This is a genomic window from Micromonospora sp. NBC_01655 (genome assembly GCF_026339755.1).
Classification (GTDB): Bacteria; Actinomycetota; Actinomycetes; order Mycobacteriales; family Micromonosporaceae; genus Micromonospora.
In genome coordinates, this window is record NZ_JAPEQF010000001.1 from 1,461,901 (window position 1) to 1,487,355 (window position 25,455).

Below are 25,455 nucleotides of genomic sequence, written 5' to 3' on the forward strand. Positions count from 1 at the left end.
GGCTCAGCCGGCAGCCGGCGGCACCGGCCCGTCCGGCGCCCGGGCCCCCTCGGGCGCGGTCGCCGGGGCCGCCGGGTGCGGCCAGGCCGGGGCGCCGGTCGGCTCCTCCGGCATCAGGAACCACATGATCGGGTACGCCAGCGCGGCGAGCCCGCCGGTGAGCACGGTCGCGGCGGCGAACACCACCCGGACGAGGGTGGGGTCGACGGCGAAGTAGCGGCCGAGGCCGCTGGCCACCCCGGCCACCATCCGGTCGGTGGCGGGGCGGCGGAGCTGCTTGTACGGGGCCTGGTGCGGCGGTGTCGAGGTCATGCCCCCACGGTCCGCGCCGGGGGGCGTGCCGACCTCGGTGACGGCCCGGATCATTACCCTGACCGGCCCCTGATGATCCAGTCGTCAGTCAGGAATCTGACTCTTTTCGATGCAGGTCACGCCGGCCGGGGAGAATTTCCACCCGTGACCACCACGCTGGAGCCGCTCCGCAGGATCGCGGCATACGCAGTTTGTGCTGATTCAGTCGGCCGAGTGTTACTGGTCCGGGCATCGGAGCGCTCCGGCACCCCCGGCACGTGGTCCCTCCCCGGCGGGGCGGTCGACCACGGCGAGGACCCGAACCACACCGTCGTCCGGGAGACCGCCGCCGAGACCGGGCTCTCGGTCGCCGTCGCCGGGCTGGACGACGTGCTCGCGGACATGCGGGCCCTGCCCGAGCGGGGCATCACCATCCACACCGACCGGCTCATCTACCAGGTCTCGGTGCGGGGCGGCACGCTGACCGACCGGGTCGACCGGCCCACCGACCTGGCCCGCTGGTTCACCCTGACCGAGGCCCGCGAGCTGCCACTGCGCGCGTTCACCGCGCGCGCCCTCGGCCTGCCCGCCTGCTCGGCCGACGTGGTGCCCGACGAGCCGCCGGAGTTCCCCTCCTTCTACGCGGTCCCCGGCCCGGACGGGCTGCACCGGGCCCAGCGCTTCGCCGCGTACGCGGTGGCCACCGACCCCGAGGGCCGGGTGCTGCTGACCCGGGTCTCCGACGGGTACCCGGGGGCCGGCTGCTGGCACCTGCCCGGCGGCGGCACCGACTACGGCGAGCAGCCGGGCGCGGCGCTGATCCGGGAACTGGTCGAGGAGACCGGCCAGCGGGGCCGCCTCGTCGAGCTGCTCGGCGTGGCCAGCCACCGCGACGCCGCCTCGCTCGGCCCCGAGGGCTACCCGATCGACTGGCACGGCGTGCGGGCCTTCTACCGGGTGATGGTCGACCAGCCCGCCCCACCCACCGTGACGGACGTCGGCGGCTCCACCTGCGAGGCCCGCTGGTTCGCCCGCGAGGAACTCGGCGCCCTGCCCACCGACCGGCTCACCGAGGTCACGGCCGAGGCCGTCCAGGCCGCCCGGCTCACCTGACCGTCCGCCCCGCCCGGCCCCGTCCGCGTGGGCCCCGCCGCTCATCGGGTTGTCGCCCCGGCCCGCCGTTACGGTAGGCGATAGCTTCATGATCGACCGGATACGCGATCCGGGGCGGGCGGGGAGGGGCGCATGGAACAGCGGCGACGGGTCGGGGCGTACGGGGTCTGCCGGGACCGGGACGGGCGGGTGCTGCTCGTGCGGGGGTCAGACCGGGCCGACTTCCCGGGGATGTGGCAGCTCCCCGGGGGCGGCCTGGAGCACGGGGAGCACCCCGAGGCCGGCGTGGTGCGGGAGTTCGCCGAGGAGACCGGGCTCGCCGCCGAGGTGACCGGCCTGCTCGCCGCTGTCGCGGACGTCACCCCGCTGCCCGACGCGGGCGTCACGCTGCACACCGACCGGATCGTCTTCGCCGTGCGGGCGGGCGGCGGCGCGCTCCGGGACGAGGCCGACGGCACCACCGACCTGGTCCGCTGGTCGAGCCCCGACGATGTGGCGGGGCTGCCGCTGCTGCCGTTCACCGCCGAGGCGCTCGGCCTGCCGGTCACCCCGCCCCGCCGGGTCGCGCGCGGCGCCGCGCCGTACCCGCCGCCGCCGGCCGACCGGCGGCAGCGCTTCGCGGCGTACGGCCTGGTCACCGACCCGGCCGGCCGGGTGCTGCTCACCATGATCGCGGACGGTTACCCGGGCGCCGGGCGGTGGCACCTGCCCGGCGGCGGCACCGACCACGGCGAGCAGCCGGCCGGTGGGCTGCTCCGCGAGCTGGTCGAGGAGGCCGGCCAGCTCGGCCGGGTCGTGGACCTGCTGATGGTGCACAACCTGCACAACCCCGCCGCGCTGGGACCTGAGGGCCGGCCGCTGGACTGGCACGGGGTGCGGGTGGTCTACCGGGTGCTGGTCGACGAGCCGACCGAGGCGCGGGTCACCGAGCTGGCCGGGGGATCGACGGCCGCGGCGGCCTGGTTCCCGCCCGACCGGGTCGAAGGGCTGTCCATGACCGAGGTCGCGGCCCTGGCAACCGGACATCGGCTCGCATAGCGCCCGCCCGTCGGGCCGGCATCGACCGGCTCCGGTAGTCTGTGGGACGGGGTTGATGGAGGAACGGGCGGTGAAGCCCGAGACGGGAATGAAGAGGCGGTTCGCGCGGTTTGGTCGAGATATAAGTACCGCCGGCAGCTATCGCCAAGCCCCACTCCCCTGTGCAATGGTGTACTCCGCTTGAACGGCTGCCGGGCCAGAAGCGGTCCGGCACGAGACAGCCGGACGCCCGCCCCCGTGGCGGCTAGTCGATCCGGTGATGGAGGAAACGTGCCGAGAGCCCCCTGGCGCCGGCGTCGTACGACTGACAGTCCGCGCCCCGCAGGGCGTCGCTGGGCGGGCCGGTTGCGCCGTAGCAGCACGTTCGCCCGCCAGGTGCTGCTCGTCCGGGTGGGACGCCGCGACGGCGTCGCCGCCACGGGCGCCGACCTGGCCTCGCCCGAGCACCGCTACCTCGACCGGCAACGCCGCCGGTACGGCCTCGACCGGTACGAGCGCACCGAGGTCCAGGCGGTCGTGCCGGTGAGCCCGGCCCTCGCCCCGAGCATCCCGGTCGACGACGCGGCGTCGATGGCGATCCCGCTGCTGCCGGGCGAGCGGACGGCGGCCCGTCGGGCCAAGTTCGCGCTGGTCAACGCCTGCACCCTGGCCAGCCTGGTGCTCGGGATCAACGCCATCTTCGTGGCCATGCAGGGCGAGGTGCGGCTCGCCGCGCTCCTCCTGATCGCCTGCGTCGCGTTCGACGGGCTCGACGGCGCCCTCGCCCGCAAGCTCGGGGTGGCCAGCCCGTTCGGCGCCCAGATGGACTCGCTGGCCGACATGTGCTCGTTCGGCCTCGCCGCCCCGGTGGTGGTCTACGCCTCGCTGGCCGGCGCGGCCCCGCCCGCCGCCGCCGCGGTGGCCGCGGCGCTCGTCGCCGCCTGCGCGGCGATCCGGCTCGCCCGGTTCAACGTCTCGCCGAAGGACGGCCGCTTCTTCTGCGGCGTGCCGACCACGATGGCCGCGGCCGTGCTCGCCCTGACCGTCGCCATCGGGCTGCCGCTGCCCGGCCTGGTGCAGATCGCCGGCGTCGCGCTGCTGGCCTTCGCGATGGTCTCCAGCTTCCCGTACGCGAAGCTGGCCCGGCTGGTGAAGCTGCCGCCGTGGCTCTGGTTGGCCCCGGTGGTCGGCGCGCTCGTCGACATCCGGCTCACCTTCGCACTGGTCGTGGTGGGCTATCTGGTCAGCGGCCCGCTGCTCTGGCTGCACCAGCGCCGCACCGCCTGACCGACGATTCACCCCGAAAGGGGCGCCGCTGTCCGCGGCGCCCCTTTCGTCGCGTTCGGGTCAGCGCCAGCGGGCGATGACCGTGGACCCGCCGATCACCTTGTCGCCCGGCCCGACCAGCGGATCGGCCGCGTCGGCCCGCAGGTAGACGTCGGTCCGCGAGCCGAACCGGATCAGGCCGAAGCGCTCGCCCCGGGCCAGCAACGACCCGATCGGGGCGCGCTGCACGATCCGCCGGGCGATCAGCCCGGTGCGCTGGGCGACGACGACCGTGCCGTGCTCGGTGTCGAGCACCGTGTACGCCGCCACGTTGTGCTCGGCGTCCGGCTTCATCGCGTTGACGAAACCGCCGTCGGCGACGAAGTAGTCGACCACCTTGCCGGCCACCGGGGACCGGTTGACGTGCACGTCCAGCACCGAGAGGAAGACCGCGACCCGCAGCCACTCGCCGTCGCCGAAGCGCTCGTCGTGCAGCCGCTGCACCGAGAGCACCTGCCCGTCGGCGGCGGCCACGACGGCCGACGGGTCCTCGGGAACGTCCCGCTCCGGGTCCCGGAAGAACGCGGCCACCGGGGCGGCGGCCAGCGCCGGCAGCAGCCACAGCTTCGACTTCGGCCGGACGGCCCGGGTCAGCGCGGCGAGCCCGAGGGTGATCCCGGCCGCCGCCACGCCGTTGGAGTCGATGTGCATGCTCCGGGTCAGCGGCACGCTGGACGGCCGGTGGGCCGGGGCGAGCCGGGCCGCGACGGCCGCGCTGGCCGGGGTGAAGCGGAGCCGGTGCACCCGGACCGGCGGGGAGTTGCGCAGCACCAGATCTGTCCCGACGCCGTGCAGCGCGCTCTGCCGCTCCAACTCGGCGGCGGCGCCGGCGGTGCGCCCGGGGGCCGCTGGCGCGGCGAGGCTGAGCACCGCGCCGTCGGCGAGGTACTTGGCCAGGCCGTCGATGGTCGTGCGGGCCTCCTCGGCGGTGCCGGTGAGCGGCTCGGCGGCGATCACCACCTCGGCGGAGTCGGCCTCGGCGAGGGACTCCGCCACCCGTACCCGGTCGGCGACCCAGCGGCCCTGGGCCGTCACGTGCTCGCGCAGCGCGGCGGGCGCGGCCGTCGCGGCCGGCACCACGGTGAGGGAGTCGCCGGGCAGCAGGGCGTCGATCGCCGCGGCCAGCGCCGCGGAGTCCGGGGTCGCGCCGACCAGCAGGGCGGCCTTCGGGTCGTTGCGCCGGGCGAGCTCGGTGACGAGGGTCCGGGCGGCACGCTCGCCGATGCGGACCGGGCCGGGCCGGCCGGAGGTGCGCACGGCGGGGGACTGGGTCATGTCGGACGGGCTCCTGACGGGGTAGAGACGGAATCGCGGCGGGACCGCCACGGCGACCCGGTCGGGTCGGCCGCGGACCAGCCCGCGACCTGCCGGCTCGGTCGCGGATCGACGCCCGACGACCTCGTGGCACGGTCCGGGTGACGCCCGGCGACCTGCCGGCCCGGCCGCGGGTCGACGCCCGGTGACCGGTCGGCGCGGTCGGGGGGTGACGCCCGCCGACCGGTCGGCTCGATCATGGGTGGCGCCCCGCGACCGGTCGGCGCGGTGAGGGGTGACGCCCGCGACCGGCCGGCCCGGTCGCGGCCGGGGCCGCGGCCCGTGCCGGCCGGCGGAGGCGAGCTCTCCACCGGCCAGCATATGCGCCCGGCGCGGGCGACCGCACCGCTGTGGTCAGCCGTCCGCCCGCTGCGGCCCACGAGGCGGCGCGTCCGGCGCGGCCGGGTCCGTCGGGTCCGGCGTCGGGTCCGTCGGGTCCACGACGGTCGGGTCGGCCGTCAACCGGGGCAGCGGCTCGGTGACCCGCTCGGCGGCCGGGCCGGGCGGTGGCCCGCCGGCGGGGTCGGTGTCCAGCGGGTCCGTCGGCGACCAGCGGGCCGGCCCGCCGTCGCTGACCGGCCGGTCCTCGACCGCCTCAGGCCACCCGTCGGCGACCGCCGCGGTGGGCCACTCGTCGGCCGGGGCCGGCCCGGCCCCGGTGAGCGGTCCCCCGGTGCCCGGCCGGTCGCCGAAACCGGCGTCCACGGCGTCCGCCGGAGTTGGCCGGGCGGCGTCGTGCCGGTCGCCGGAGCCCGCGTCCACGGCGTTTGCCGGTGCCGGCCGGGCGGCGTCGTGCCGGTCCCCCCGGCCGGAGCGCAGCGCGCCGACCAGGCCCAGCGTGCCGACCAGGATCAGCCCGCCGGCCAGGAACCAGCCGACCGGCGGGAGGTCCAGGCCGAGTAGCTGGGCGAACAGCCACCAGGCGGCGAGGGCGACGAAGACGAGGCCGAAGACGAGCGAGACGAAGTCCGTACGGTGTGCCTTCACCGGGTCACCTCCAGGTTGCCGGCGTTGACGTGGACGTAGAGGCGGAGCCGCCCGCCCCCGGGACCGTCCGCGCCGAGGTCGGTGCTCTCCCGGAGGCGGCCGTCCAGCCCCCCGGAGCGGTTGCCGAAGATCGTGGCGTCCCCGGCGTTGACGTCGGCGATCGTGGTGACGTCGACGTTCGGCGGCACGACCACGGTCGCCTGCCCGAAGTTGACCGCGACGGTGACCTGGGTGTCGTGCTTGTCGAAGTCGATGCCGCGCAGGTCGAGCACGGCGTCGCCGAAGTTGTTCTCGTACCGGTCGGCCAGGTCACGACGGTCGGTGGGGGCCCAGGTGACGTCCCCGTCCACGCCCCGGATCCGGTCGTACGACTCGGTGACGGTGGCGATCCCGAGCGCCGCCACGGTGACCAGCCCGAGCGCGATCAGCCAGCGCGCCCGGCCGAACCAGGCGCCGACGAGGAGACCGAGCCCGACCGTTGCCAGGGCCGCCGCGAAGTACGCCGCCGCCCCCACGTGGATCACGTCCAGCAGGTCGAGCACGGCGACCACCCCGAGCGCCAGGAAGACCAGCGAGAAGGTCACGGCGCCCAGCGGGGAGCGTTCCCGGGGTGGCTTCGGGGGCTTGACCGGTCGGGGCGGCGGGGGAGCCGGCTGCGGGCCACCGGCGTACGGGCCCCTGGCGTACGGGCCGTGCGGGGCGAACGGCGGCCGGTAGCCGGCCGGCGGCCGGGGCGCGGCGACCGGCGGGTAGCCGGTCGTGGGCACGCCGACCGGGGGGAGGGAGCCGGTCGGCGTGCCCGCCGGTGGCCAGGCGGGAAGCCCGGTGGCCGGCCCGGCCGGGGCGGTCGCCCAGGCTGCGGCGGGCTGCCCGGGCGCGGGTGCCCCGGACCACTGCCCCGCGAACGGCGCCCCGGACGGCTGGCCGGGGACCGGGGGCCCGACCGGCGGCCTACCGGGGCCGGCGGGCGGGGTGAAGAGGCCGGGCGCGGGCCACGCGACCGGCGGCACCGGGCCCGGCGGGGTGGGGTTCGGTACGCCGGGCACCGGACCCCGGTCGGCCGGGGCGCCCCGGCCGAACGTGCCGCGCTCGCGGTTGAGCAGCAGCGCGCCGCCGACCAGGATGGCCGCGCCGAGCAGCACCGCCCGGAACGCGTCGGTGACGATGTACCCGAAGCTCACCGCCACCAGGATGCTCAGCACGATCACGGTGACGGGGGACATGCTGGACCGGCCCCGGCCCAGCATGGACTCGACCGGGGAGGCGGTGTCGCCCTCGCCCGGAATGATCAGCCAGGCCGTGACGTACACCAGGATGCCGATGCCGCCGAAGAAGCCGAGCACGGCCAGCAGCACCCGCCACAGCACCGGGTCGGTGTTGGTGGCTCGGCCGATCGCCGCGCAGACGCCGGCCAGGTAGCGGCCCTCGCGGGGCCGGACCAGCCCGTACCGGGAGGTGAAGCCGGCCCCCTCGGGCGGCGGGGGCGGCGGGGCCGCGTACCCCCCGGGGGGTGGTGGTGGCGGGGCGCTCGGGCCGTCGGACCCGGGGGTCCCCCCGGCCGGCGGCGGCCCGGCGGCGCCGGGTGGGGGAGACCAGGCCGGGTCGGGCCCGGCGGTCGGCGGCGGCCAGCCGCCCGGCGCGGACGCTTCCGGGCCGGCGGCGCTGGCCGTGCCCGGTCCCGCGGGGGCTCCGGACGCGGCGGCGGCCGGTGTCGCGGGGGAGCCGGTCGCACCCGGCGTCGCCGGCCCGAAGGCGGTCGGCGCCGTCCAACTGGCGGGCGTGGTGGGGGCCGGATCCGCCGGTGGCGGCCCGTCCGGTCGGGCCGCCCCGGGACGGGGCGACGGGGCAGCTTCCTCGGTCATGCTCCGATCCTGCTGCCCCGACCGGCCGGGTTGCCTCAGGACCCGACCCTGACCCCACCCTGAGATCCGGCCGGCCCGGATGTCGGGGGCGTCCCCGTGGCCCGTTGGGGCCCCGGCGTGTGACGATCGAGACCGGCGCGCCGCTCCGGCGCCCGCCCGCCGCCCCTGAACAGGGAGTATCCGATCAGCGCCGTGACCCAGCCGCCCCGCCTCTACCGGGCGCCCGAGCACCGGATGGCCGCCGGTGTGGCCGCCGGCATCGCCGACCATCTCGGCATCTCGGTGGTGCGGGTGCGGATCGCCTTCACGGTGCTGCTCGGCCTCAGCGGGCTCGGGCTGCTGCTCTACGCCGCCTTCTGGGCGGTCGTCCCGCTGCGGCCGGGCGACACCGCGGTCCCGCCCCGGCGGGACATCGGGCAGTTGCTGCCGTTCGTGGCGATCGGGCTCGGGGTGCTGCTGGTGCAGGTGATGGTCTTCGACTCCGTCGGTGCGGCGGGCACCGCCGGCTGGCTGGTCGCGATCATCGCGGTGGGCGCCGGGGTGATCTGGCACCAGGCCGCGCCCGAGCGCCGCCGGCAGTGGGGCGAGTCGATGCCGGTGCCCTGGCTGGGAGCGGTGGTGGAGGAGAGCGACCGGCGGGCCTTCGTGCTGCGGTTCATCGGCGGCGGGGTGCTGGTCGCGGTGGGCATCATCGGCGTCGTGGCGGTCTACTCGCCGGCGCAGAACTTCGACGCGGTGCTCAACGGCGTCATCTTCGCGCTGGTCGGGCTGGCCGGCGTGGGGGTGGTGGCGGCCCCGGTGCTCTGGCGGACGTACAACCAGCTCCGCTCGGAGCGCGAGGGGCGCATCCGCGAGCAGGAACGGGCGGAACTGGCCGCCATGGTGCACGACCAGGTGCTGCACACCCTCGCGTTGATCCAGCGCAACGCCGCCGACGTGACGACCGTGCAGCGGCTGGCGCGCGGCCAGGAGCGCTCGCTGCGCAACTGGCTCTACAAGCCGACCGCCTCGCCCACCGAACGGTTCGCGGCGGCCCTGGAGCAGGCGGCGGCCGAGGTCGAGGACACCTTCGCGATCACCGTGGAGGCGGTGGTGGTGGGCGACCGGGACACCGACGAGCGGGTCGGTGCCCTGGTCGCGGCGGCCCGGGAGGCGCTGGTGAACGCGGCCCGGCACGCCGGGGTGCGGACCGTCTCGCTGTACGCGGAGGTGGAGCCGGACCAGGTGAGCGTCTTCGTCCGGGACCGGGGCAAGGGCTTCGACCCGGATACCGTGGGAGACCACCGGCACGGGGTCCGGGGCTCGATCGTCGGACGGATGAGGCGGCACGGCGGCCGGGCGGAGATCCGCTCCGAGCCGGGTGAGGGGACCGAGGTCCGGTTGATCCTGCCGATCTCCCGCGACCAGTCCACGGCGGAAAGGGACAGATGACCATGGCCGAGCACGGGCCGGTCGAGGGGGCGCAGGAGCGCCCCGAGCGGCTGCGCGTCTTCCTCGTCGACGACCACGCCATGTTCCGCGCGGGGGTCCGCGCCGAACTGGGTGCCCACGTCGAGGTGGTGGGCGAGGCCAGCACGGTGGCCGAGGCGGTCGCCCGGATCGCCGCCACCGGTCCCGACGTGGTGCTGCTGGACGTGCACATGCCCGACGGCGGCGGCCGGGCGGTGCTGGAGGCGATGCGCCGGACCCACCCGCAGGTGCGGTTCCTGGCGCTGAGCGTCTCCGACGCGGCGGAGGACGTGATCGGCCTGATCCGGGCCGGGGCCCGGGGCTACGTCACCAAGACCATCTCCCCGGACGAGCTGGCCGCGGCGGTGCGCCGGGTGGCCGACGGGGACGCCGTGTTCAGCCCCCGGCTGGCCGGATTCGTGCTGGACGCCTTCGCCGCCCGGCCGGACGCCCCGGTGGCCGACCCGGAGCTGGACCAGCTCACCAACCGGGAGCGCGAGGTGCTCCGGCTGCTCGCCCGGGGGTACGCGTACAAGGAGATCGCCAAGGAGCTCTACATCTCGATCAAGACGGTCGAGACGCACGTGTCGAACGTGCTGCGCAAGCTCCAGATGTCCAACCGGTACGAGCTGTCCCGCTGGGCGGCGGACCGCCGCCTGGTGTGACGCCGGCCGGGGCCGGCCCGGTCACTCCGTCCGCAGGACGGTGAACGCCTCCGCCAGCCGGCCCGGCGGCAGCCCGGCGTTGTCCGCGACCGTGCCGAGCCGGTCCCGGACCCAGGTCTCCACGTCCAGGTGGGCGGTCTGCGAGCGGTGTGCGCGCATCGCGGCGACCTTGTGGTCGTACCGGTCGGTGACGTCGACCACGTGGTCCGGGGCGGGACCGCCGGCGTACCAGACCTCGCGGACCACCCACGGCTCCAGCCCGGCGGCGAGCAGCTCGGGGTACGCGAACCGGTTGCGCGCGTCCGGGTAGATCGCGCAGGTGGTGGCCTCGCCGACGGCCAGGTGGTCGGGGTGGCTCGGGCCGGCCAGGTGCTCCCAGCGGCGCAGCGGGGAACTGGTCAGCACCCGGTCCGGCCGGAACCGACGGATCGCCGCGGTGATGTCCCGGCGAAGCGCGATCGTCGGGGTGAGGGTGCCGTCGACGTACCCGTCGAGGAACTCGACCCGGTGCACGCCGACGGCCGCGGCGGCGGCGCGCTGCTCCTCCTCGCGCAGCCGGGGCAGCTCCGCACGGGGCGTGTCGTCGAACCCGCCGGCATCACCCGGGGTGACAATGAGGTACGCCACGTCCACCCCCTCGTCCACCCAGCCGGCTATGCTGCCCGCACAGCCGAAGTCGACATCGTCCGGATGGGCAAATACGGCCAGCGCACGGTGGATGTCGGCGAGCGCCGGAGCCGAGGCGGGGAAGCTCACAGAGCCGAGCCTACGCGCCCACCAGGGCGAGGAGAGCCGACCGCGTTATGCCTGGTCAGGGCCATGTTGTCGGGTCATATCATGATCTTTTCTCAAGTATCGGCAACACTGCGACCAACTAACGGCTTGATAACGGCACCTTCACGTAACGGGCCGGTAGGTGTCACAGTTGCAGCACCTCACCCCCGGCGTGAGGCGCCCACGTACGGGACCGCGACCACGGAAGCCGCTGAGCAGTCACGGTTCGTGGTCGTCCAGCCCTGCGCGGAGCCGAGCCCGGTGCGGTGCGGTGGCCCGGCGGATCGGTACATCAGGGGTGTCCCGATTTCTCTGCGGTAGACCGGCGGTCAGTGGTTGCGATCGTCGGCGGTGTCACCCCCATGCGTGCGTGAAACTCACGACGGAACCAGGTTAGAAAGAGGAGGCCCCTCGGAATGAGAGTCTCGAAGCGGGCGAGTGGCGCGATCGCGCTGGGTGCGGCTTTCGCACTCGTCGCGTCCGGCTGCTCCAGCAGCGACGACGGCGGCGACGCCGGCAACAGCGCGGACGGCGCCATCACGATCGACGGTGGCGAGCCGGAGAACCCGCTGGTCCCGTCGAACACCACCGAGACCAACGGTGGCAAGATCATCGACTGGATGTGGACCGGCCTGGTCGAGTACCCCAACGATGGCAGCGCCCCGCGGAACGCCCTGGCCGAGTCGATCGAGACGACCGACTCCAAGGTCTACAAGATCAAGATCAAGCAGGACACGAAGTTCCACGACGGCACCGTCGTCAAGGCCAAGAACTTCGTGGACGCCTGGAACTGGGGCGCCTACTCGCCGAACGGCGCGCAGAACTCCAGCTTCTTCGCGGACATCCAGGGCTTCGAGGACGTCAACACCGCCGACCCGGACGGCCCGGATGGCCCGCAGAAGGCCCCGGAGCCGAAGGCCAAGGAGATGTCCGGCCTGAAGGTCGTCGACGAGTGGAACTTCGAGGTCACGCTCGGCGCGCCGACCGCCGTGTTCCCGACCAAGCTCGGCTACAGCACCTTCATGCCGCTGCCGGACGCGTTCTTCGCGGGCAGCGCGGAGGACTTCGGCAAGAAGCCGATCGGCAACGGCCCGGTCAAGTTCGTGTCGTGGGAGAACAACGTCTCCATCAAGCTGACTCGTTTCGACGACTACCAGCTGCGCGACAAGATGAAGATCAAGGACGTCAACGTCAAGATCTCTCAGGACGACAACGCGGTCTACAGCGAACTGGTCTCCGGCAACATCGACTTCCAGCAGCAGGTTCCGATCTCCGCTCTCGCGGGTGACAAGTGGAAGACCGACCTCGGCGAGCGGGCCATCTCGTCGGTCACCCCGGTCTCCGGCATCATCGCCTTCCCGATCTACGACAAGCGCTTCGCCGACCCGAAGCTGCGTCGCGCCGTCTCCCTGTCGATCAACCGGCAGGAGGTCACCGACAAGATCTTCTTCGGCAACCGCAAGCCGGCCGACAGCTGGGCCAACCCGCTGGCCCCGGGCGCGGCGCCGGGTAACTGCACCGCCTGCCAGTTCAACGTGGACGAGGCCAAGAAGCTCCTCGCCGAGGCCGGTGGCTTCAGCGGCGAGATGGTCTTCTACTACAACGCGGACGCCAGCCACAAGGAGTGGATGGAGGCCGTCGCGCAGCAGGTCAAGACCAACCTCGGCATCAACGCCCGCGCCGAGGGCGTGCCGACCTTCGCGGTGTTCCGGCAGAACATCAACGCCCACAAGATGAAGGGCCCGTACCGCGCCGGCTGGCAGCAGGACTACCCGGACGTGGAGAACTGGGTCAACCCGCTCTACGTGACCGGCGGCTCGTCCAACGACGGCCTGTACAGCAACAAGCAGGTCGACGCCCTGGCCAAGGAGGCCAGCGCCGCGCCGAGCCTGGACGCCTCGCACGCCAAGTTCGCCGAGGCCGTCAAGCTGATCGACCAGGACGCCCCGTCGATCCCGGTCTACTTCGCTGGCCAGCAGTCCGGCCGCTCCGACAAGATCAAGAAGATGGAACTGACCAACGTCGGCGAACTCGACGTCACCTCGGTCGAGCTCTGATCCGAACGGTCTGACACCCCGGGTCGGGCTCACCTACCGGTGGGTCCGACCCGGGGCCGTTCCGCGAGGGGTGTACAACATCCCTCGCCACGTTGACGCCATCCGTGTCGGCCGCCCCGCCCGACGCGCCCCCTGTCAGGAGGACCACCCCATGGGCCGTTATCTGTTGAGACGGCTACTGCAACTCGTCCCGGTCTTCATCGGTACGACGTTCCTGATCTACTGGCTCGTCTGGTCGGTGCCCGGCGATCCGTTCGCCGGCAAGTGCGGCGACCGCCGGTGTCCGGACACGTACATCAACTTCATGACCGAGAAGTACCAGCTCGACGAGTCGATCTGGGTGCAGTACGCCACCTACATGAAGAACCTGTTCCAGGGGGACTTCGGCCTCACGTACAACAACCGCGACGTCGGCGACCTCATCGCCGCCGCATACCCGAACACGCTGAAGCTCGCCCTGGTGGCGCTGGCGATCGAGGCGATCATCGGCCTGGGCGCCGGTGTCCTGACCGGCCTGCGGCGCAACGGCTTCCTCGACAACCTGGTCCTCGTCTCCACCCTCTTCCTGATCGCGCTGCCGGTGTTCGTCATCGGCTTCGTGCTCCAGTGGCTGCTCGGCGTGAAGTGGGGCATCGTCAACCCGACCGTGTCCAGCGAGATGCGGCTGTCGGAGTTGCTCCTACCGGGCTTCGTCCTGGGTAGCGCGTCCATGGCGTACGTCGCCCGGGTCGCCCGCACGAGCATCGCGGAGAACCGCCGCGCCGACTACGTCCGCACCGCCATCGCGAAGGGCCTGCCGATGCGTCGCGTCGTCGGCGTGCACCTGCTGCGCAACTCGCTGATCCCGGTGGTCACCCTGCTCGGCACCGACCTCGGCGCGCTGATGGGCGGTGCCATCGTCACCGAGGGCATCTTCGGCATCAACGGCATCGGCCGCGCGGTGTTCCGGGCGATCGTCACCAAGGAGAGCGCTACCGTGGTCTCCATCGTGGTGGTCCTCGTGCTCGTCTACCTCCTGATGAACCTGCTGGTGGACCTGCTCTACGCCGCCCTGGACCCGAGGATCCGCTATGAGTGAGCAGCGCGGCGAACGAATTTTGAACGCAGCGTGCCGTGACCACCGTCCCGGCACCCAGCGCAGCGAGGTGGCGGCATGAGTGACCCCAGTACCGCGTCCATCGTCTCGACCCCGTCGGCGACCATGCCCACCGAGGCCGGGTCCGGCAGCCCCGTGAACGCCGGCCTGCCGGAGAACGCCCGCAAGGAGAAGCCGCGCGGCCTGCTCGGCGACGCCTGGCGTGACCTGCGCCGCAAGCCGCTGTTCTGGATCTCGGCGGCGTTCATCGTGACCTTCGTCCTGATGGCGGCCTTCCCGTCGCTGTTCACCTCCGGCGACGCGGTCAACGGCGCGCTGTCCCGCAGCCAGGTGAAGCCGTCGGGCGACGCCTGGTTCGGTTACGACATTCAGGGCCGGGACGTCTACGCCCGGGTCATCTACGGCGCCCGCGCCTCGATCATCGTGGCCCTGGTCTCCACCATCGGCACGCTGTTGATCGGCGGTGCGATCGGCATCATCGCCGGCTACCGCGGCGGCTGGGTGGACGCCCTGCTCTCCCGCTTCGCCGACATCTTCTTCGGCCTGCCGTTCGTGCTCGGCGCGATCGTCATCCTGACCACCTTCAACGGCGCCGGGGCGAGTAACAACGAGTGGCAGATCATGGGGCTGGTCATCTTGTCCCTGGTCGTGCTGAGCTGGCCGGTCGTGATGCGGCTGATGCGCTCCTCGGTGCTGGCCACCAGGGAGGCCGACTACATCGTGGCGGCCCGGGCGCTGGGGGCCGGCACCGGCCGGATCATCCTCAAGCACCTGCTGCCCAACTGTCTCGCCCCGCTGCTGGTCTACGGCACGATCATGGTCGGCTCGTTCATCGGCGCGGAGGCAACGCTCTCGTTCCTGGGCATCGGACTGAGGACCCCGGTGGTGTCGTGGGGCATCATGATCAGCGAAGCGCAGAACTACATCCGGGTCTCGCCCTTCCTGCTCTTCTTCCCCTCCGCGTTCCTCGTCACCGCCGTCCTCAGCTTCGTGATGCTCGGTGAGGCGGTCCGCGAGGCCCTCGATCCGAAACTGCGCTAGGGGAGATTGAGTTGTCCGACATTCTCGTGACCGAGCAGTCCCAGCCGGGCGCCGACGGATCCGGCCGCCCCTCGGGTCGCCTCCTGGAGGTCGACGACCTGCGGGTGGAGTTCCGCACCCGGGACGGCGTCGCCAAGGTCATCAACGGGGTCACCTACCACGTCGACGCGGGGGAGACCCTCGCCGTGCTCGGCGAGTCCGGCTCTGGCAAGAGCGTCACCGCGCAGGCCGTCATGGGCATCCTCGACACGCCGCCCGGCTTCGTCACCGGGGGCCAGGTCCGCTTCCACGGCAAGGACATGCTCACCATGTCCACCGAGGAGCGCCGCCGCATCCGCGGTGAGGGCATCGCGATGATCTTCCAGGACGCGCTCTCCGCGCTGAACCCGGTCTTCACCGTCGGGTTCCAGATCGCCGAGCAGTTCCGGATCCGGCGGGGCATCGGCCGCGCCGAGGCCAAGAAGCGTGCCATCGAGATGCTCGACCAGGTCAAGATCCCGAACGCCAAGGGCCGGTTCAGCAACTACCCGCACCAGTTCTCCGGCGGCATGCGGCAGCGCGCGATGATCGCGATGTCGCTGGCGCTCGACCCGGAGGTGCTGATCGCGGACGAGCCGACCACCGCGCTCGACGTGACCGTGCAGGCCCAGATCATGGACCTGCTCGCCGAGCTTCAGCGCGAGCGGCAGATGGGCCTGATCCTGATCACCCACGACCTCGGCGTGGTCGCCGACGTCGCGGACCGGATCGCGGTCATGTACGCCGGCCGGATCGTCGAGGAAGCCGATGTGTACGAGCTGTACGGCAAGCCGGCGCACCCGTACACGCTCGGCCTGCTCGACTCGATCCCGCGGATGGACGAGAAGGGGCAGCAGCTCCGCACCATCAAGGGCCTGCCGCCGAACCTGATGAACATCCCGCCGGGCTGCCCGTTCAACCCGCGCTGCCCCATGGCGCAGCCGGTCTGCCGGGAGAAGCTCCCGCCGCTGCTGCAGATCGGCAGCGGTCGGGCCAGCGCGTGCCACTTCGCCGAGGAGCTGGTGAACCGTGACTGAGAACATCCTCGAGGTCCGTGACCTGGTCAAGCACTACCCCGTCACCCGCGGCGTGGTGTTCAAGAAGACCATCGGTCACGTCAAGGCCGTCGACGGGGTCTCGCTGGAGCTGAAGGCCGGCGAGACGCTGGGCGTGGTGGGCGAGTCCGGCTGCGGCAAGTCGACGCTGGCCCGGGTCCTGATGAACCTGGAGCGGCCGACCGCCGGCAGTGTGCTCTACAAGGGGCAGGACATCTCCAGGCTGTCCGGCGGCGCGCTGCGCCGGCTGCGCCGGCAGATCCAGCTGGTCATGCAGGACCCGTACACCTCGCTGAACCCGCGGATGACGGTCGGCGACCTGATCGGCGAGCCGTTCGAGATCCACCCCGAGGTGGCTCCGAAGGGCAGCCGGCGGGACAAGGTCAAGGAGCTGCTCGACCTGGTCGGGTTGAACCCGGAGCACATCAACCGGTACCCGCACCAGTTCTCCGGCGGCCAGCGTCAGCGCATCGGCATCGCCCGCGCGCTGGCCCTGCGTCCGGAGATCATCGTCTGCGACGAGCCGGTGTCGGCCCTGGACGTCTCCATCCAGGCCCAGGTGATGAACCTGCTGGAGAAGCTCCAGAACGAACTCGGCCTGTCGTACGTCTTCATCGCGCACGACCTGTCGGTGGTCCGGCACCTGTCGGACCGGGTCGCCGTGATGTACCTCGGCAAGATCGTCGAGATCGGCACCGAGGACGAGATCTACGAGCGGCCGACCCACCCGTACACCCAGGCGCTGCTGTCGGCGGTGCCGGTGCCGGACCCGACCCTGCGCGACCAGAAGGCGATCATCCGGCTCACCGGTGACGTCCCCTCGCCGATCAGCCCGCCCTCGGGCTGCCGGTTCCGCACCCGGTGCTGGAAGGCGCAGGACGTCTGCGCCGAGCAGGTCCCGCTGCTGGAGATCCGCTCCGGCTCGGACCACCCGAGCGCCTGCCACTTCGCGGAGAAGCGCGAGATCGTCGCCACCCACGAGGCGTGAGCCTCCCGGGCTGACCGACACCGACCGCCTGCCAGCGTCCACCCGACGCCGGCAGGCGGTTCGTCGTCTCCGCCCCGCCTTGGCGGTGGCCCGGCGGGGGCGGGGGCGTTCGGTGGGGTGGGGGTTACAGCGGGCCGCGCCCGGCGCGGAGCAGCAGCAGGGCGAGCTGGGTGCCGTCGGCGCCGAGGGACTGGCGGAACCGCTCCAGGATCTCCCGCTCCCGGCTGAGCACCAGCCGGGTGCCGCCGGAGGCCATCCGGGTCGCCCCGACCTCCTGGGACAGGGCGGCCCGCTCCTGCCACAGCTCGATCAAAGTGCGGTCGATCTCGTCGATCCGCTCCCGGATGGCGACGATCCGCGCCGCAGCCGCCGAGTCGTCGGTCCCGGTCGCCCCGCCGGCCGTCGAGGCCGGTTCCGTCGTGCCGTCGACGGCCGGCCCGTCGGCCCCCTGCTCGTCGCCCGGCCGGGACTGTGCCACGCCGCCGCTCTGCTCCACCACGTCTGTCATCATCGCCGTACCCCTCGGACGTCGGGCCCGGTGCCCGGATCCCGGGACGGAAAAGCCCCGGGCTCTCCGAGCCCGGGGCTTTTCGTAGGTCTGATCTGATCAGGCGCGACCCACGGCTGCCGGACTCCCGGTGCCGTAGTAAAAGTAGAAGCGCTGACCGAACACGCCGTCGAGTATGCCCACCCGCCGGCCCGCTCCGCAAGGATTCGCGCCGGGTTCACGGGATTCGCGGCGGGAAGGGCCCCTCCTCCCCCACGTCAGGCGGGGAGAAGGGGCCCTCGCGCACACCTCAGCCGAGGCGGGTGATCCGGTCGGCGGTGCCCGGTGCCACCGGGGCGCCCGCGCCCAGGTACGACACCAGGGCGTCGACGTCGAAGCCGGGGGCGGTGGTGCGGCCGGTGCCGCCCGCCAGCTCGGTGAAGCCGTCGCCCCCGTTGGCCAGGAAGTCGTTCGTGGTGACCCGGTAGCTGGCGGCGGGGTCGACCGGGGTCCCGTTCAGCGCCAGGGCGCTCACCCGGGAGCCGGCCGGGGCGGTGCTGTCGTACGAGTAGGTCAGGCCGGCGGAGACCTGGAGGATCCGCTGGGCCGTCTGCCCGTTGAAGCCGGGGAACTGCTGCTCCAGCACGTTCCTGAGCTGGGCCCCGGTGAACGTCTGGGTGACCACCAGGTTGTTGAACGGCTGGATGCTGAACGCCTCGCCGTAGGTCACGTCGCCCGGCGCCTCGCCGCCGGCCGACGCCCCGTACGACAGGGAGGCCCGGACGCCGCCCGGGTTCATCAGGGCGATCTGCGCCCCGTCGCCGGCCGTGTACGCGAGCTGCGCGTCGGCGATCACGTCGCCGAGCGGGCTCTCGCCGTTGGGCCGGACGTCCCGGACGATGTCCGCGCTGATCTTCCCGACCACCCGGTTGGCGATCGGGGCGACCGCCGTGCGGTACTTGTCGGACAGTGCCTTCGCGCCCGCGTCGACCAGCGCGGGGTTGCGGGCGAACACGCCGGGCGCGCTCTGCTGCCAGGTGCCGTCGGCGTTGCGGACGCCGTTCTCGACGACCACGTTGCGGGCGGAGATCCCGGTGAACCGGCCGGAACGACGGTCCAGCGAGTAGTCCACGTCGGTGATGAGCTGGCCGTTGGTGCCGGCGCTGGTGACCACGCTCTGCTGGCCCGCCGAGTTCGGCAGCGAGCAGGAGTAGAAGCGGTGGGTGTGGCCGGAGACGACCAGGCCGAACTCCGGCCGCAGGCCGCGCACGATGTTCACGATCGGGCCGGAGAAGTTGGCGCAGTCGGAGACGCCTGGGGTGCTCGGCGGCGGGGACTGCGCGCCGCCCTCGTGCACCAGCAGCACCATCGCCTTGACGCCGAAGAGCTTGAGCAGCCCGCCCCACTTGTTGGCGGTCTCCACCTCGTCCTTGAAGGTGACGGAGGTGATGCCGGCGGGGTTGACGATGCCCGGGGTGCCCTCCAGGGTGACCCCGACGAAGCCGACCGGCACGCCGCCGACGAACTTGACGTCGACCGGGGGCAGGATCGGCAGGCCGGTCTTCTTGCTGATCGTGTTGGCCGCGAGGTAGGTGAACTTCGCGCCGGCGAAGCCGTCGCCGTCCTGGCAGCCGTCGACCGGGTGGCAGCCGCCCTTGTTGAGCCGGATCAGCTCGTTGACGCCCTCGTCGAACTCGTGGTTGCCGACCGAGCTGACCTGGAGCCCGATCTCGTCCATCAGCTCGATCGTCGGCTCGTCGTGGAACGCGGCACTGACCAGCGGAGAGGCGCCGATCAGGTCGCCGGCGCCGACGGTGGTGCTGGTCCGCCCCTCGGCCTTCGCCTCGGCGCGGAGTTTCTTCAGCCAGGTGGCGAGGTACTCCACGCCGCCGGCCGGGGTGCCGTTGACGGTGGCGCCGCTGCCGCCGGGCGGGTCGATGGCGCCGTGGAAGTCGTTGTAGCTCAGGAAGTTGCCCTTGACCTCGCCGCCGAGGGGCTTGGCGTAGGAGACCGAGACCGGGGCGAGGGCCGCCCAGGGGTCGGCGGCCGGGGCCGGCGCGGGCCGCGTGGCGGCCGGCAGTGTGGCGACGACGGCCAGTGCGAGGGCCGGCGCGGCGAGGTGACGCAGCGCCGCCCGACCGCGCGAGCGCGGTTGACTCATGGTTTTTCTCCCAAATCGTGTACGGGGGAGGATCCGGGGTTTCCCGGCCATCGTCGTGGATCGGGGACGGCGGCGCCAGAGCCGGTCGGGTGACGGGTTGGTCTCTTCGGGCTGCGCGCCGGGCCACGGGGCGGCGGCGGGCGGGGCGGTGAGTCGGGAAGTGTCCGCCGGGCGGCATAGACTCGCCCTGCGATGCAGCCTCTCTTCGACATCCCCGCGTCCCCGCCCGCGCCCGAGCCCGCGTCGGCCCCGCCCCGCCGCCCCGGGCCGCCCGCCCGGCTCGACCCGCAGGCCCTGGTGGAGGGCCTGAACGGGCCCCAGCGCGACGCCGTCACCCACGCCGGGTCGCCGTTGCTGATCGTGGCCGGGGCCGGCTCCGGCAAGACCCGGGTGCTCACCCACCGGATCGCGTACCTGCTCGCCGCCCGGGACGTGCACCCCGGCGAGATCATCGCGATCACCTTCACCAACAAGGCCGCCGGCGAGATGAAGGAGCGGGTGACCCACCTGGTCGGCCCGCGCGCCCGGCTGATGTGGGTGTCGACGTTCCACTCGGCCTGCGTGCGGATCCTGCGGGCCGAGCACGAGCACGCCGGCCTGAAGTCGACCTTCTCGATCTACGACGCCGACGACTCCCGCCGGCTGATGCAGCTCGTCGCCCGCGAGCTGGACCTCGACCCGAAGCGCTACCCGGCGCGCGGGCTGGCCGCCCAGGTGTCCAACCTGAAGAACGAGCTGGTCGACCCGGAGGAGTTCGCCGGGCGGGCCAAGGGCCCCAACGAGCGGGCGCTCGCCGAGGCGTACACGCTCTACCAGCGGCGACTGCGTGAGGCGCACGCGCTGGACTTCGACGATTTGATCATGACGACGGTGCACCTGCTCCAGTCGCACCCGCACGTCGCGGAGAGCTACCGCCGCCGGTTCCGGCACGTCCTGGTCGACGAGTACCAGGACACCAACCACGCCCAGTACACCCTGATCAAGGAGCTGGTCTCCGGCACCGAGGGGATCGAGCCGGCCGAGCTGTGCGTGGTCGGCGACGCCGACCAGTCGATCTACGCGTTCCGGGGCGCGACGATCCGCAACATCCTGGAGTTCGAGCGGGACTTCACCGACGCCCGGACGATCCTGCTGGAGCAGAACTACCGCTCCACCCAGACCATCCTGAACGCCGCCAACGCGGTGATCGACCGGAACACCTCCCGCAAGCCCAAGCGGCTGTGGAGCGACGCGGGCGCGGGCGAGCAGATCGTCGGGTACGTCGCGGACACCGAGCACGCCGAGGCGGACTGGGTGGGCCGGGAGGTCGACCGGCTGGTCGACGACGGGGCCGCCCGCCCCGGCGACGTGGCGGTCTTCTACCGCACCAACGCCCAGTCCCGGGTCTTCGAGGAGGTGTTCATCCGGGTCGGCCTGCCCTACAAGGTGGTCGGCGGGGTGCGCTTCTACGAGCGCAAGGAGGTCCGCGACGCGCTGGCCTACCTGCGCGCGGTGGTCAACGACGACGACACGGTCAGCCTGCGCCGCATCCTGAACACCCCCCGCCGGGGCATCGGCGACCGGGCGGAGGCGTGCGTCGAGGCGCTCTCCAGCCGGGACCGGATCTCCTTCGGCGCGGCGCTGCGCCGGGCCAAGGACGCCCCGGGCATCTCCAGCCGGGCGGCCAACGGCATCGGCGACTTCGTCGCGCTGCTGGACGGGGCGCGGGAACTGGCCGAGACCGGCACTCCGGAGGAGGTGCTGGAGGCGCTGCTCACCCGCTCGGGCTACCTGACCGAGCTGGAGGAGAGCCTCGACCCGCAGGACGCCGGCCGGGTGGACAACCTCCAGGAGCTGGTCAGCGTCGCCCGGGAGTACACCGAGCGGATCGAGGCGCTGGGCGCCGAGGGGGAACGGGCCACCGTGGCCGGCTTCCTGGAGCAGGTCGCGCTGGTGGCCGACGCCGACCAGGTGCCCGCGGACGATCCCGACCACCAGGGCGTGGTCACCCTGATGACGCTGCACACCGCCAAGGGGCTGGAGTTCCCGGTGGTGTTCCTCACCGGGCTGGAGGACGGCGTCTTCCCGCACCTGCGCTCGCTGGGCGACACCCGGGAACTGGAGGAGGAACGCCGGCTGGCGTACGTCGGCATCACCCGGGCCCGGCAGCGGCTCTACCTGTCCCGTTCGGTGACCCGCTCGGCGTGGGGGCAGCCGGCCTACAACCCGCCGTCGCGGTTCCTGGAGGAGCTGCCGCCGGAGCTGGTCCGCTGGGAGCGCACCGAGGGGACGTACACCTCGTGGGCCGGGGGTGGTGGCGGCGTCGGCGGTCGCGCGGACCGCGCGCCGCGCGCCGGCGGCTTCGCCGGGGGTACGCCCAAGGCGGCCCAACTGGCCAAGCGGCTCGGCGTGGACGGCAGCCGGCTGGCCACGGCCAGCGAGCTGCCCCAGGGGCCCAAGGTGGCCGCCGGGGACCGGGTCAACCACCAGCGGTACGGCCTGGGCCGGGTGCTCGCCGTGGAGGGGCACGGCCCCGGGGCGCGGGCGCAGATCGACTTCGGCGACCAGACGATGTGGCTGGTGCTGCGGCACGCCCCGATCGACAAGCTCTGACCCGCCCGGCGGCCGGGCCGGCGTGCTGCCGGTCCGGGCCGCCGGACGGGCCGGGTGCCCGGGTGCGGGCGCCCCGGGCTGCGGGCGGTCAGCAGGCCACGTCGATGCCCCGGGCGCGCAGGAACGGCGCGGGGTCGACCTGGTTCCACATCTGGCCCTGGTGCACCTCGAAGTGCAGGTGCGGGCCGGTGGAGTCGCCGGTGGAGCCCTCGTAGCCGATGACCTGTCCCGCCTTGACCCTGTCGCCGACGCTGACGGCGGTGCGGCTCTGGTGGGCGTAGTGGGTCAGGTAGCCGTTGCCGTGGTCGACGAAGACGGAGATGCCGTACCCGTCGCCGACGTCACCGGCCTTGACCACGGTGCCCGCGGCGGCGGCGTGGATCGGGGTGCCGGCGGGCAGGGCGAAGTCGATGCCGGCGTGCAGGGTGCCCCACCGCTGGCCGTAGCAGGAGGTGATCTGGGCGCCCGCCATCGGGATGACCCAGGACGGCGCGGGCCTGCTGGTCTTCTTCGGCATGGGCTTCGGCTTGGCCTTGGGCTTCGTGGTGACCTGCTTCGTCGGGCTGGCGCTGGCGCTGGCGTTCGACGGGCTTGGCGACGGCGTGGTGGGGCTGGCCGACGGGGCGGCCGGGACGGCCGATTCGCGGACGGAGCGGTCGGCCCGGGCGGCGGCCTCGGCGCGGGCCTGGGCGTCGAGCGCCACGGCGGCCGGGGTCGGCGAGCCCCCGCCGCCCGTGGTGGCCACGGCGACGCCGGCGAGGCCGAGCCCGACCAGGGCCGTCGCGCCGATCACCAGGGCCCGTCCGCCGGGCCGGGAACGCAGTCGGTGGCGGGTCGGCGCGGCGGGGGTGCTCTCGTTGCGGTTGTTCTCTTCCTGCACGGCGGGGACCTTCACGTCTTCGAGGGGCAGGGACCTCGAAATCCTGATGTTTGCGCTGGTGGCCGGTGGGTAGGGGCGGGGTTCCAGCGGCCCTTCCGCAGCCGGCTCCCGCCCGTTGCGTCCCGTCCCGGGCTGCTCCGTCCGGATAAGTGATCATGGTCGACGTGTCGTCGGTCACATCTGCCGGTGTGGCGTAGCAGACATGCGGCCCGCGGGGGCGACGAAAAACCGCCCGGATCGACTGATCCGGGCGGTCAATGGGCGATACGCAGCGTCAGGAAGCGGCTACGTCCCCGTAAAATGCCTCGACTTGCATCTTGATGTCCACTCCGCGGTCCTGGAGCCACGGCACCGGGTCCAGCGGGTCCCCGTTGACATGGATCTCCAGGTGCAGGTGCGAACCGTAGGAGTGTCCGGTGTTGCCGACCAGGCCGAGCTGGTTGCCGGCCTTGACCTGCTGGCCCTCCTTGACGGTCACCGCGGAGGAGTGGCCGTAGATGGCCTCGCTGCCGTCGGCGTGCTTGACGATGACCGCGTAGCCGTAGCCGCCGAACCAGCCGGCCTTGGTGACGGTGCCGTCGTGGATGGCGACGTAGGGGGTGCCCTCCGGGGCGACCAGGTCGACGCCGGTGTGCAGCTTGCCCCAGCGCATGCCGTAGGGCGAGTTGAAGTCGTAGCCCTGGAGGGGCAGGAGCCAGACGTCCCGCTCGGTGGAGGCCTTCGTCTCCGCCCGGCTGTCACGCGAGGCCCGGTCGGCGGAGTCCGCGCGGGCGGCGGCGTCCTGGCTGGTGATGGAGGCCTGCTTGAGCTCGTCGAGGACCGACGGGCTCACGCTCTTGGCGTCCGGCAGGGCGCCCGCGCCGAGCGCGACCAGGCCGGCACCGACGAACGCGGTGGTGACGACGGCGGCGTAGCGGCTACGCGGGGGGGTGGGTACGCGGCGGCGGCCGCGATATCGATCGGGCTCAGACGACAGGCGCTGGCGCACGCACACCCTCCGTTGTCGGGGTTCCGAAGCGGTCGGCCGGCGCCCCGTGAAGCGGTGGTGAACGTCGGCTGGCCGCGTCGTCACCCGTCCGTGGACCTGATGACAACCGTGGTCACGTTAGCCAACCACCTCGCCGCTCACAAGCCAGACGGGGGAATTGGCGTGTCGATCTGTCCGCCTGCGTACGCTATTGTCCCGTCTCGTCACGGTGGGCGATGCCCTTGTCGCTGCCCGTTCGTCGCGCAGGGTGACGTTGCCCACCGGATGTCCGACCTCGGCCCGCACCCCCTACGCTCTCCCCCTGTGTGGACGCCCGGATTCCCTGGTCTCGGCCGGTCGGGTTACCGTTCGTTCAGGTGACAGTCGTTGCGCCCGAAAGGTGTCCGCTGATGAGCTCTCGTATCCGGGTCGTCGTCGCGAAGCCGGGCCTCGACGGCCACGACCGCGGGGCGAAGGTGGTCGCCCGTGCCCTGCGGGACGCCGGCATGGAGGTCATCTACACCGGCCTGCACCAGACCCCGGAGCAGATCGTGGAGACCGCCATCCAGGAGGACGCCGACGCCGTCGGGCTCTCCGTGCTGTCCGGGGCGCACATGACGCTGTTCCGGCGGGTCATCGAGCTGCTCGGTGAGCGGGACGCGCGCGACATCGTCGTCTTCGGCGGCGGCATCATCCCGGACGCCGACCTCCCCGAGCTGGAGCGGCTCGGCGTCGCGAAGGTCTTCACCCCGGGCGCGACCACCCAGTCGATCGTGGAGTGGGTCCGGGCCAACGTCGCCCAGCCGGTCGGCTGACCCGGCGGTCGCCACCCTCCCCCGGACACGGGGGAGGGGCCGGACGCACCCCTCACACGTCCGGCCCCTCTATGCACGATGCCCCGCCGCCACCCCTCGACCGACAGGGCATCGGCCGTCTCCCGCCGTCGCGCTGACCAGCAGCGCTCCGACATCTGACTCAACGAGGCCCTGGCCGGGGGGTTACGCGGCCCGCCGAACATCGTCGGCAGGAATCCCACGGCTCCCGCCCGCCGCCCGCCCGGCCCTCACCGCCGGCTCCACCGCCCGGCCGGTCCAACGGGGACGCCTGCGCCCACGGGACCGTCTCCGGCCACCGGTTGACCGCGCGGGACCGCCCGGGTCGGGTGCGCACGGGGCCGATGGGCCCGTTGTGGATTAGGGCACACCGCGCACCCGCTCGGTTGCCGGCCGTGCCGACCTCGCTAGGCTGCGCCCAATGGCCTGTTTCAACTGATGACAGGCGTCAAACTGTTTTCACACGCTGGTGGCGGCGCGAC

The 25,455-nt window shown here is 73.0% G+C and carries 20 protein-coding genes and 1 pseudogene; 12 read left to right on the top strand and 9 right to left on the bottom strand.

Features of this window, described 5'->3' with window-relative positions; all coding sequences use genetic code 11:
• Nucleotides 1–3 precede the first annotated feature (3 nt).
• Complete coding sequence (locus OOK41_RS06990; RefSeq protein WP_266263417.1) at nucleotides 4–312, bottom strand: PspC domain-containing protein; 309 nt, start codon at nucleotides 310–312, stop codon at nucleotides 4–6.
• 144 nt (nucleotides 313–456) lie between these two features.
• Between OOK41_RS06990 and OOK41_RS06995 the strand changes: the two genes are divergently transcribed.
• From OOK41_RS06995 to OOK41_RS07005, 3 genes are all read left to right on the top strand, one after another.
• Nucleotides 457–1,404: an NUDIX hydrolase gene (locus tag OOK41_RS06995; RefSeq protein WP_117665179.1), complete on the top strand. Its 948-nt coding sequence runs from the start codon at nucleotides 457–459 to the stop codon at nucleotides 1,402–1,404.
• A gap of 132 nt (nucleotides 1,405–1,536) precedes the next feature.
• Nucleotides 1,537–2,442 (top strand): NUDIX hydrolase, encoded by a 906-nt coding sequence (locus OOK41_RS07000; protein WP_266263418.1) that lies wholly within the window; start codon nucleotides 1,537–1,539, stop codon nucleotides 2,440–2,442.
• Nucleotides 2,443–2,787: 345 nt separating this feature from the next.
• Nucleotides 2,788–3,708 carry a phosphatidylcholine/phosphatidylserine synthase gene (locus OOK41_RS07005; protein ID WP_117665181.1) on the top strand — a complete coding sequence of 307 codons (921 nt, stop codon included), beginning with the start codon at nucleotides 2,788–2,790 and terminating at the stop codon, nucleotides 3,706–3,708.
• 60 nt (nucleotides 3,709–3,768) lie between these two features.
• On the opposite strand, the gene OOK41_RS07010 is transcribed toward OOK41_RS07005, so the two are convergent.
• From OOK41_RS07010 to OOK41_RS07020, 3 genes and pseudogenes are all read right to left on the bottom strand, one after another.
• Nucleotides 3,769–5,022, bottom strand: coding sequence for a phosphatidylserine decarboxylase (locus OOK41_RS07010; RefSeq protein WP_117665202.1), 1,254 nt, complete (start codon nucleotides 5,020–5,022; stop codon nucleotides 3,769–3,771).
• Nucleotides 5,023–5,865: 843 nt separating this feature from the next.
• Nucleotides 5,866–6,048 (bottom strand): annotated as a pseudogene (locus tag OOK41_RS07015) (hypothetical protein); the annotation flags it as partial.
• Nucleotides 6,045–7,910 (bottom strand): PspC domain-containing protein, encoded by a 1,866-nt coding sequence (locus tag OOK41_RS07020; RefSeq protein ID WP_266263420.1) that lies wholly within the window; start codon nucleotides 7,908–7,910, stop codon nucleotides 6,045–6,047. The pseudogene OOK41_RS07015 and the gene OOK41_RS07020, both read right to left, overlap by 4 nt.
• A gap of 192 nt (nucleotides 7,911–8,102) precedes the next feature.
• Between OOK41_RS07020 and OOK41_RS07025 the strand changes: the two genes are divergently transcribed.
• Nucleotides 8,103–9,341 (top strand): ATP-binding protein, encoded by a 1,239-nt coding sequence (locus tag OOK41_RS07025; RefSeq protein ID WP_207892594.1) that lies wholly within the window; start codon nucleotides 8,103–8,105, stop codon nucleotides 9,339–9,341.
• A gap of 2 nt (nucleotides 9,342–9,343) precedes the next feature.
• Nucleotides 9,344–10,024: a response regulator transcription factor gene (locus OOK41_RS07030; RefSeq protein ID WP_117665203.1), complete on the top strand. Its 681-nt coding sequence runs from the start codon at nucleotides 9,344–9,346 to the stop codon at nucleotides 10,022–10,024.
• A gap of 21 nt (nucleotides 10,025–10,045) precedes the next feature.
• On the opposite strand, the gene OOK41_RS07035 is transcribed toward OOK41_RS07030, so the two are convergent.
• Nucleotides 10,046–10,780, bottom strand: a complete 735-nt coding sequence (locus OOK41_RS07035; protein ID WP_266263422.1) for a PIG-L deacetylase family protein — start codon at nucleotides 10,778–10,780, stop codon at nucleotides 10,046–10,048.
• A 434-nt stretch (nucleotides 10,781–11,214) separates the two neighbouring features.
• Here OOK41_RS07035 and OOK41_RS07040 point away from each other — a divergent pair, with 434 nt between their 5' ends.
• The 5 genes from OOK41_RS07040 (at nucleotide 11,215) to OOK41_RS07060 (ending at nucleotide 17,053) form a co-directional block, all read left to right on the top strand.
• Nucleotides 11,215–12,855 (top strand): ABC transporter substrate-binding protein, encoded by a 1,641-nt coding sequence (locus OOK41_RS07040; RefSeq protein WP_266263424.1) that lies wholly within the window; start codon nucleotides 11,215–11,217, stop codon nucleotides 12,853–12,855.
• A 151-nt stretch (nucleotides 12,856–13,006) separates the two neighbouring features.
• Complete coding sequence (locus OOK41_RS07045) at nucleotides 13,007–13,933, top strand: ABC transporter permease (protein WP_266263426.1); 927 nt, start codon at nucleotides 13,007–13,009, stop codon at nucleotides 13,931–13,933.
• Nucleotides 13,934–14,008: 75 nt separating this feature from the next.
• The gene (locus OOK41_RS07050) at nucleotides 14,009–14,992 is read left to right on the top strand and encodes an ABC transporter permease (protein WP_266263428.1); all 984 of its coding nucleotides are present in this window, start codon (nucleotides 14,009–14,011) and stop codon (nucleotides 14,990–14,992) included.
• 26 nt (nucleotides 14,993–15,018) lie between these two features.
• Nucleotides 15,019–16,047: an ABC transporter ATP-binding protein gene (locus OOK41_RS07055; RefSeq protein ID WP_117665187.1), complete on the top strand. Its 1,029-nt coding sequence runs from the start codon at nucleotides 15,019–15,021 to the stop codon at nucleotides 16,045–16,047.
• The gene (locus tag OOK41_RS07060; protein ID WP_266263430.1) at nucleotides 16,040–17,053 is read left to right on the top strand and encodes an ABC transporter ATP-binding protein; all 1,014 of its coding nucleotides are present in this window, start codon (nucleotides 16,040–16,042) and stop codon (nucleotides 17,051–17,053) included. Before OOK41_RS07055 ends, OOK41_RS07060 begins: the two co-directional genes overlap by 8 nt.
• Before the next feature lie 124 nt (nucleotides 17,054–17,177).
• On the opposite strand, the gene OOK41_RS07065 is transcribed toward OOK41_RS07060, so the two are convergent.
• Together OOK41_RS07065 and OOK41_RS07070 are read right to left on the bottom strand one after the other, a co-directional pair.
• Complete coding sequence (locus tag OOK41_RS07065; RefSeq protein ID WP_117665204.1) at nucleotides 17,178–17,564, bottom strand: chorismate mutase; 387 nt, start codon at nucleotides 17,562–17,564, stop codon at nucleotides 17,178–17,180.
• Nucleotides 17,565–17,850: 286 nt separating this feature from the next.
• Entirely contained in the window at nucleotides 17,851–19,701 is a 1,851-nt protein-coding gene (locus tag OOK41_RS07070; protein WP_117665205.1) for a bifunctional UDP-sugar hydrolase/5'-nucleotidase, read from the bottom strand.
• Between the two features lie 192 nt (nucleotides 19,702–19,893).
• Here OOK41_RS07070 and pcrA point away from each other — a divergent pair, with 192 nt between their 5' ends.
• On the top strand, nucleotides 19,894–22,293 hold the full coding sequence (pcrA, locus tag OOK41_RS07075) for a DNA helicase PcrA (RefSeq protein ID WP_117665206.1): 2,400 nt from the start codon (nucleotides 19,894–19,896) through the stop codon (nucleotides 22,291–22,293).
• Between the two features lie 88 nt (nucleotides 22,294–22,381).
• On the opposite strand, the gene OOK41_RS07080 is transcribed toward pcrA, so the two are convergent.
• Nucleotides 22,382–23,116, bottom strand: a complete 735-nt coding sequence (locus OOK41_RS07080) for a M23 family metallopeptidase (protein WP_266267742.1) — start codon at nucleotides 23,114–23,116, stop codon at nucleotides 22,382–22,384.
• A 331-nt stretch (nucleotides 23,117–23,447) separates the two neighbouring features.
• A complete protein-coding gene (locus OOK41_RS07085) occupies nucleotides 23,448–24,161 on the bottom strand; it encodes a M23 family metallopeptidase (RefSeq protein WP_266263434.1) in 714 nt (237 codons plus the stop codon).
• A 389-nt stretch (nucleotides 24,162–24,550) separates the two neighbouring features.
• On the opposite strand from OOK41_RS07085, the gene OOK41_RS07090 reads away from it, so the two are divergent.
• Nucleotides 24,551–24,955: a cobalamin B12-binding domain-containing protein gene (locus tag OOK41_RS07090; RefSeq protein ID WP_117665208.1), complete on the top strand. Its 405-nt coding sequence runs from the start codon at nucleotides 24,551–24,553 to the stop codon at nucleotides 24,953–24,955.
• Nucleotides 24,956–25,455 lie beyond the last annotated feature (500 nt).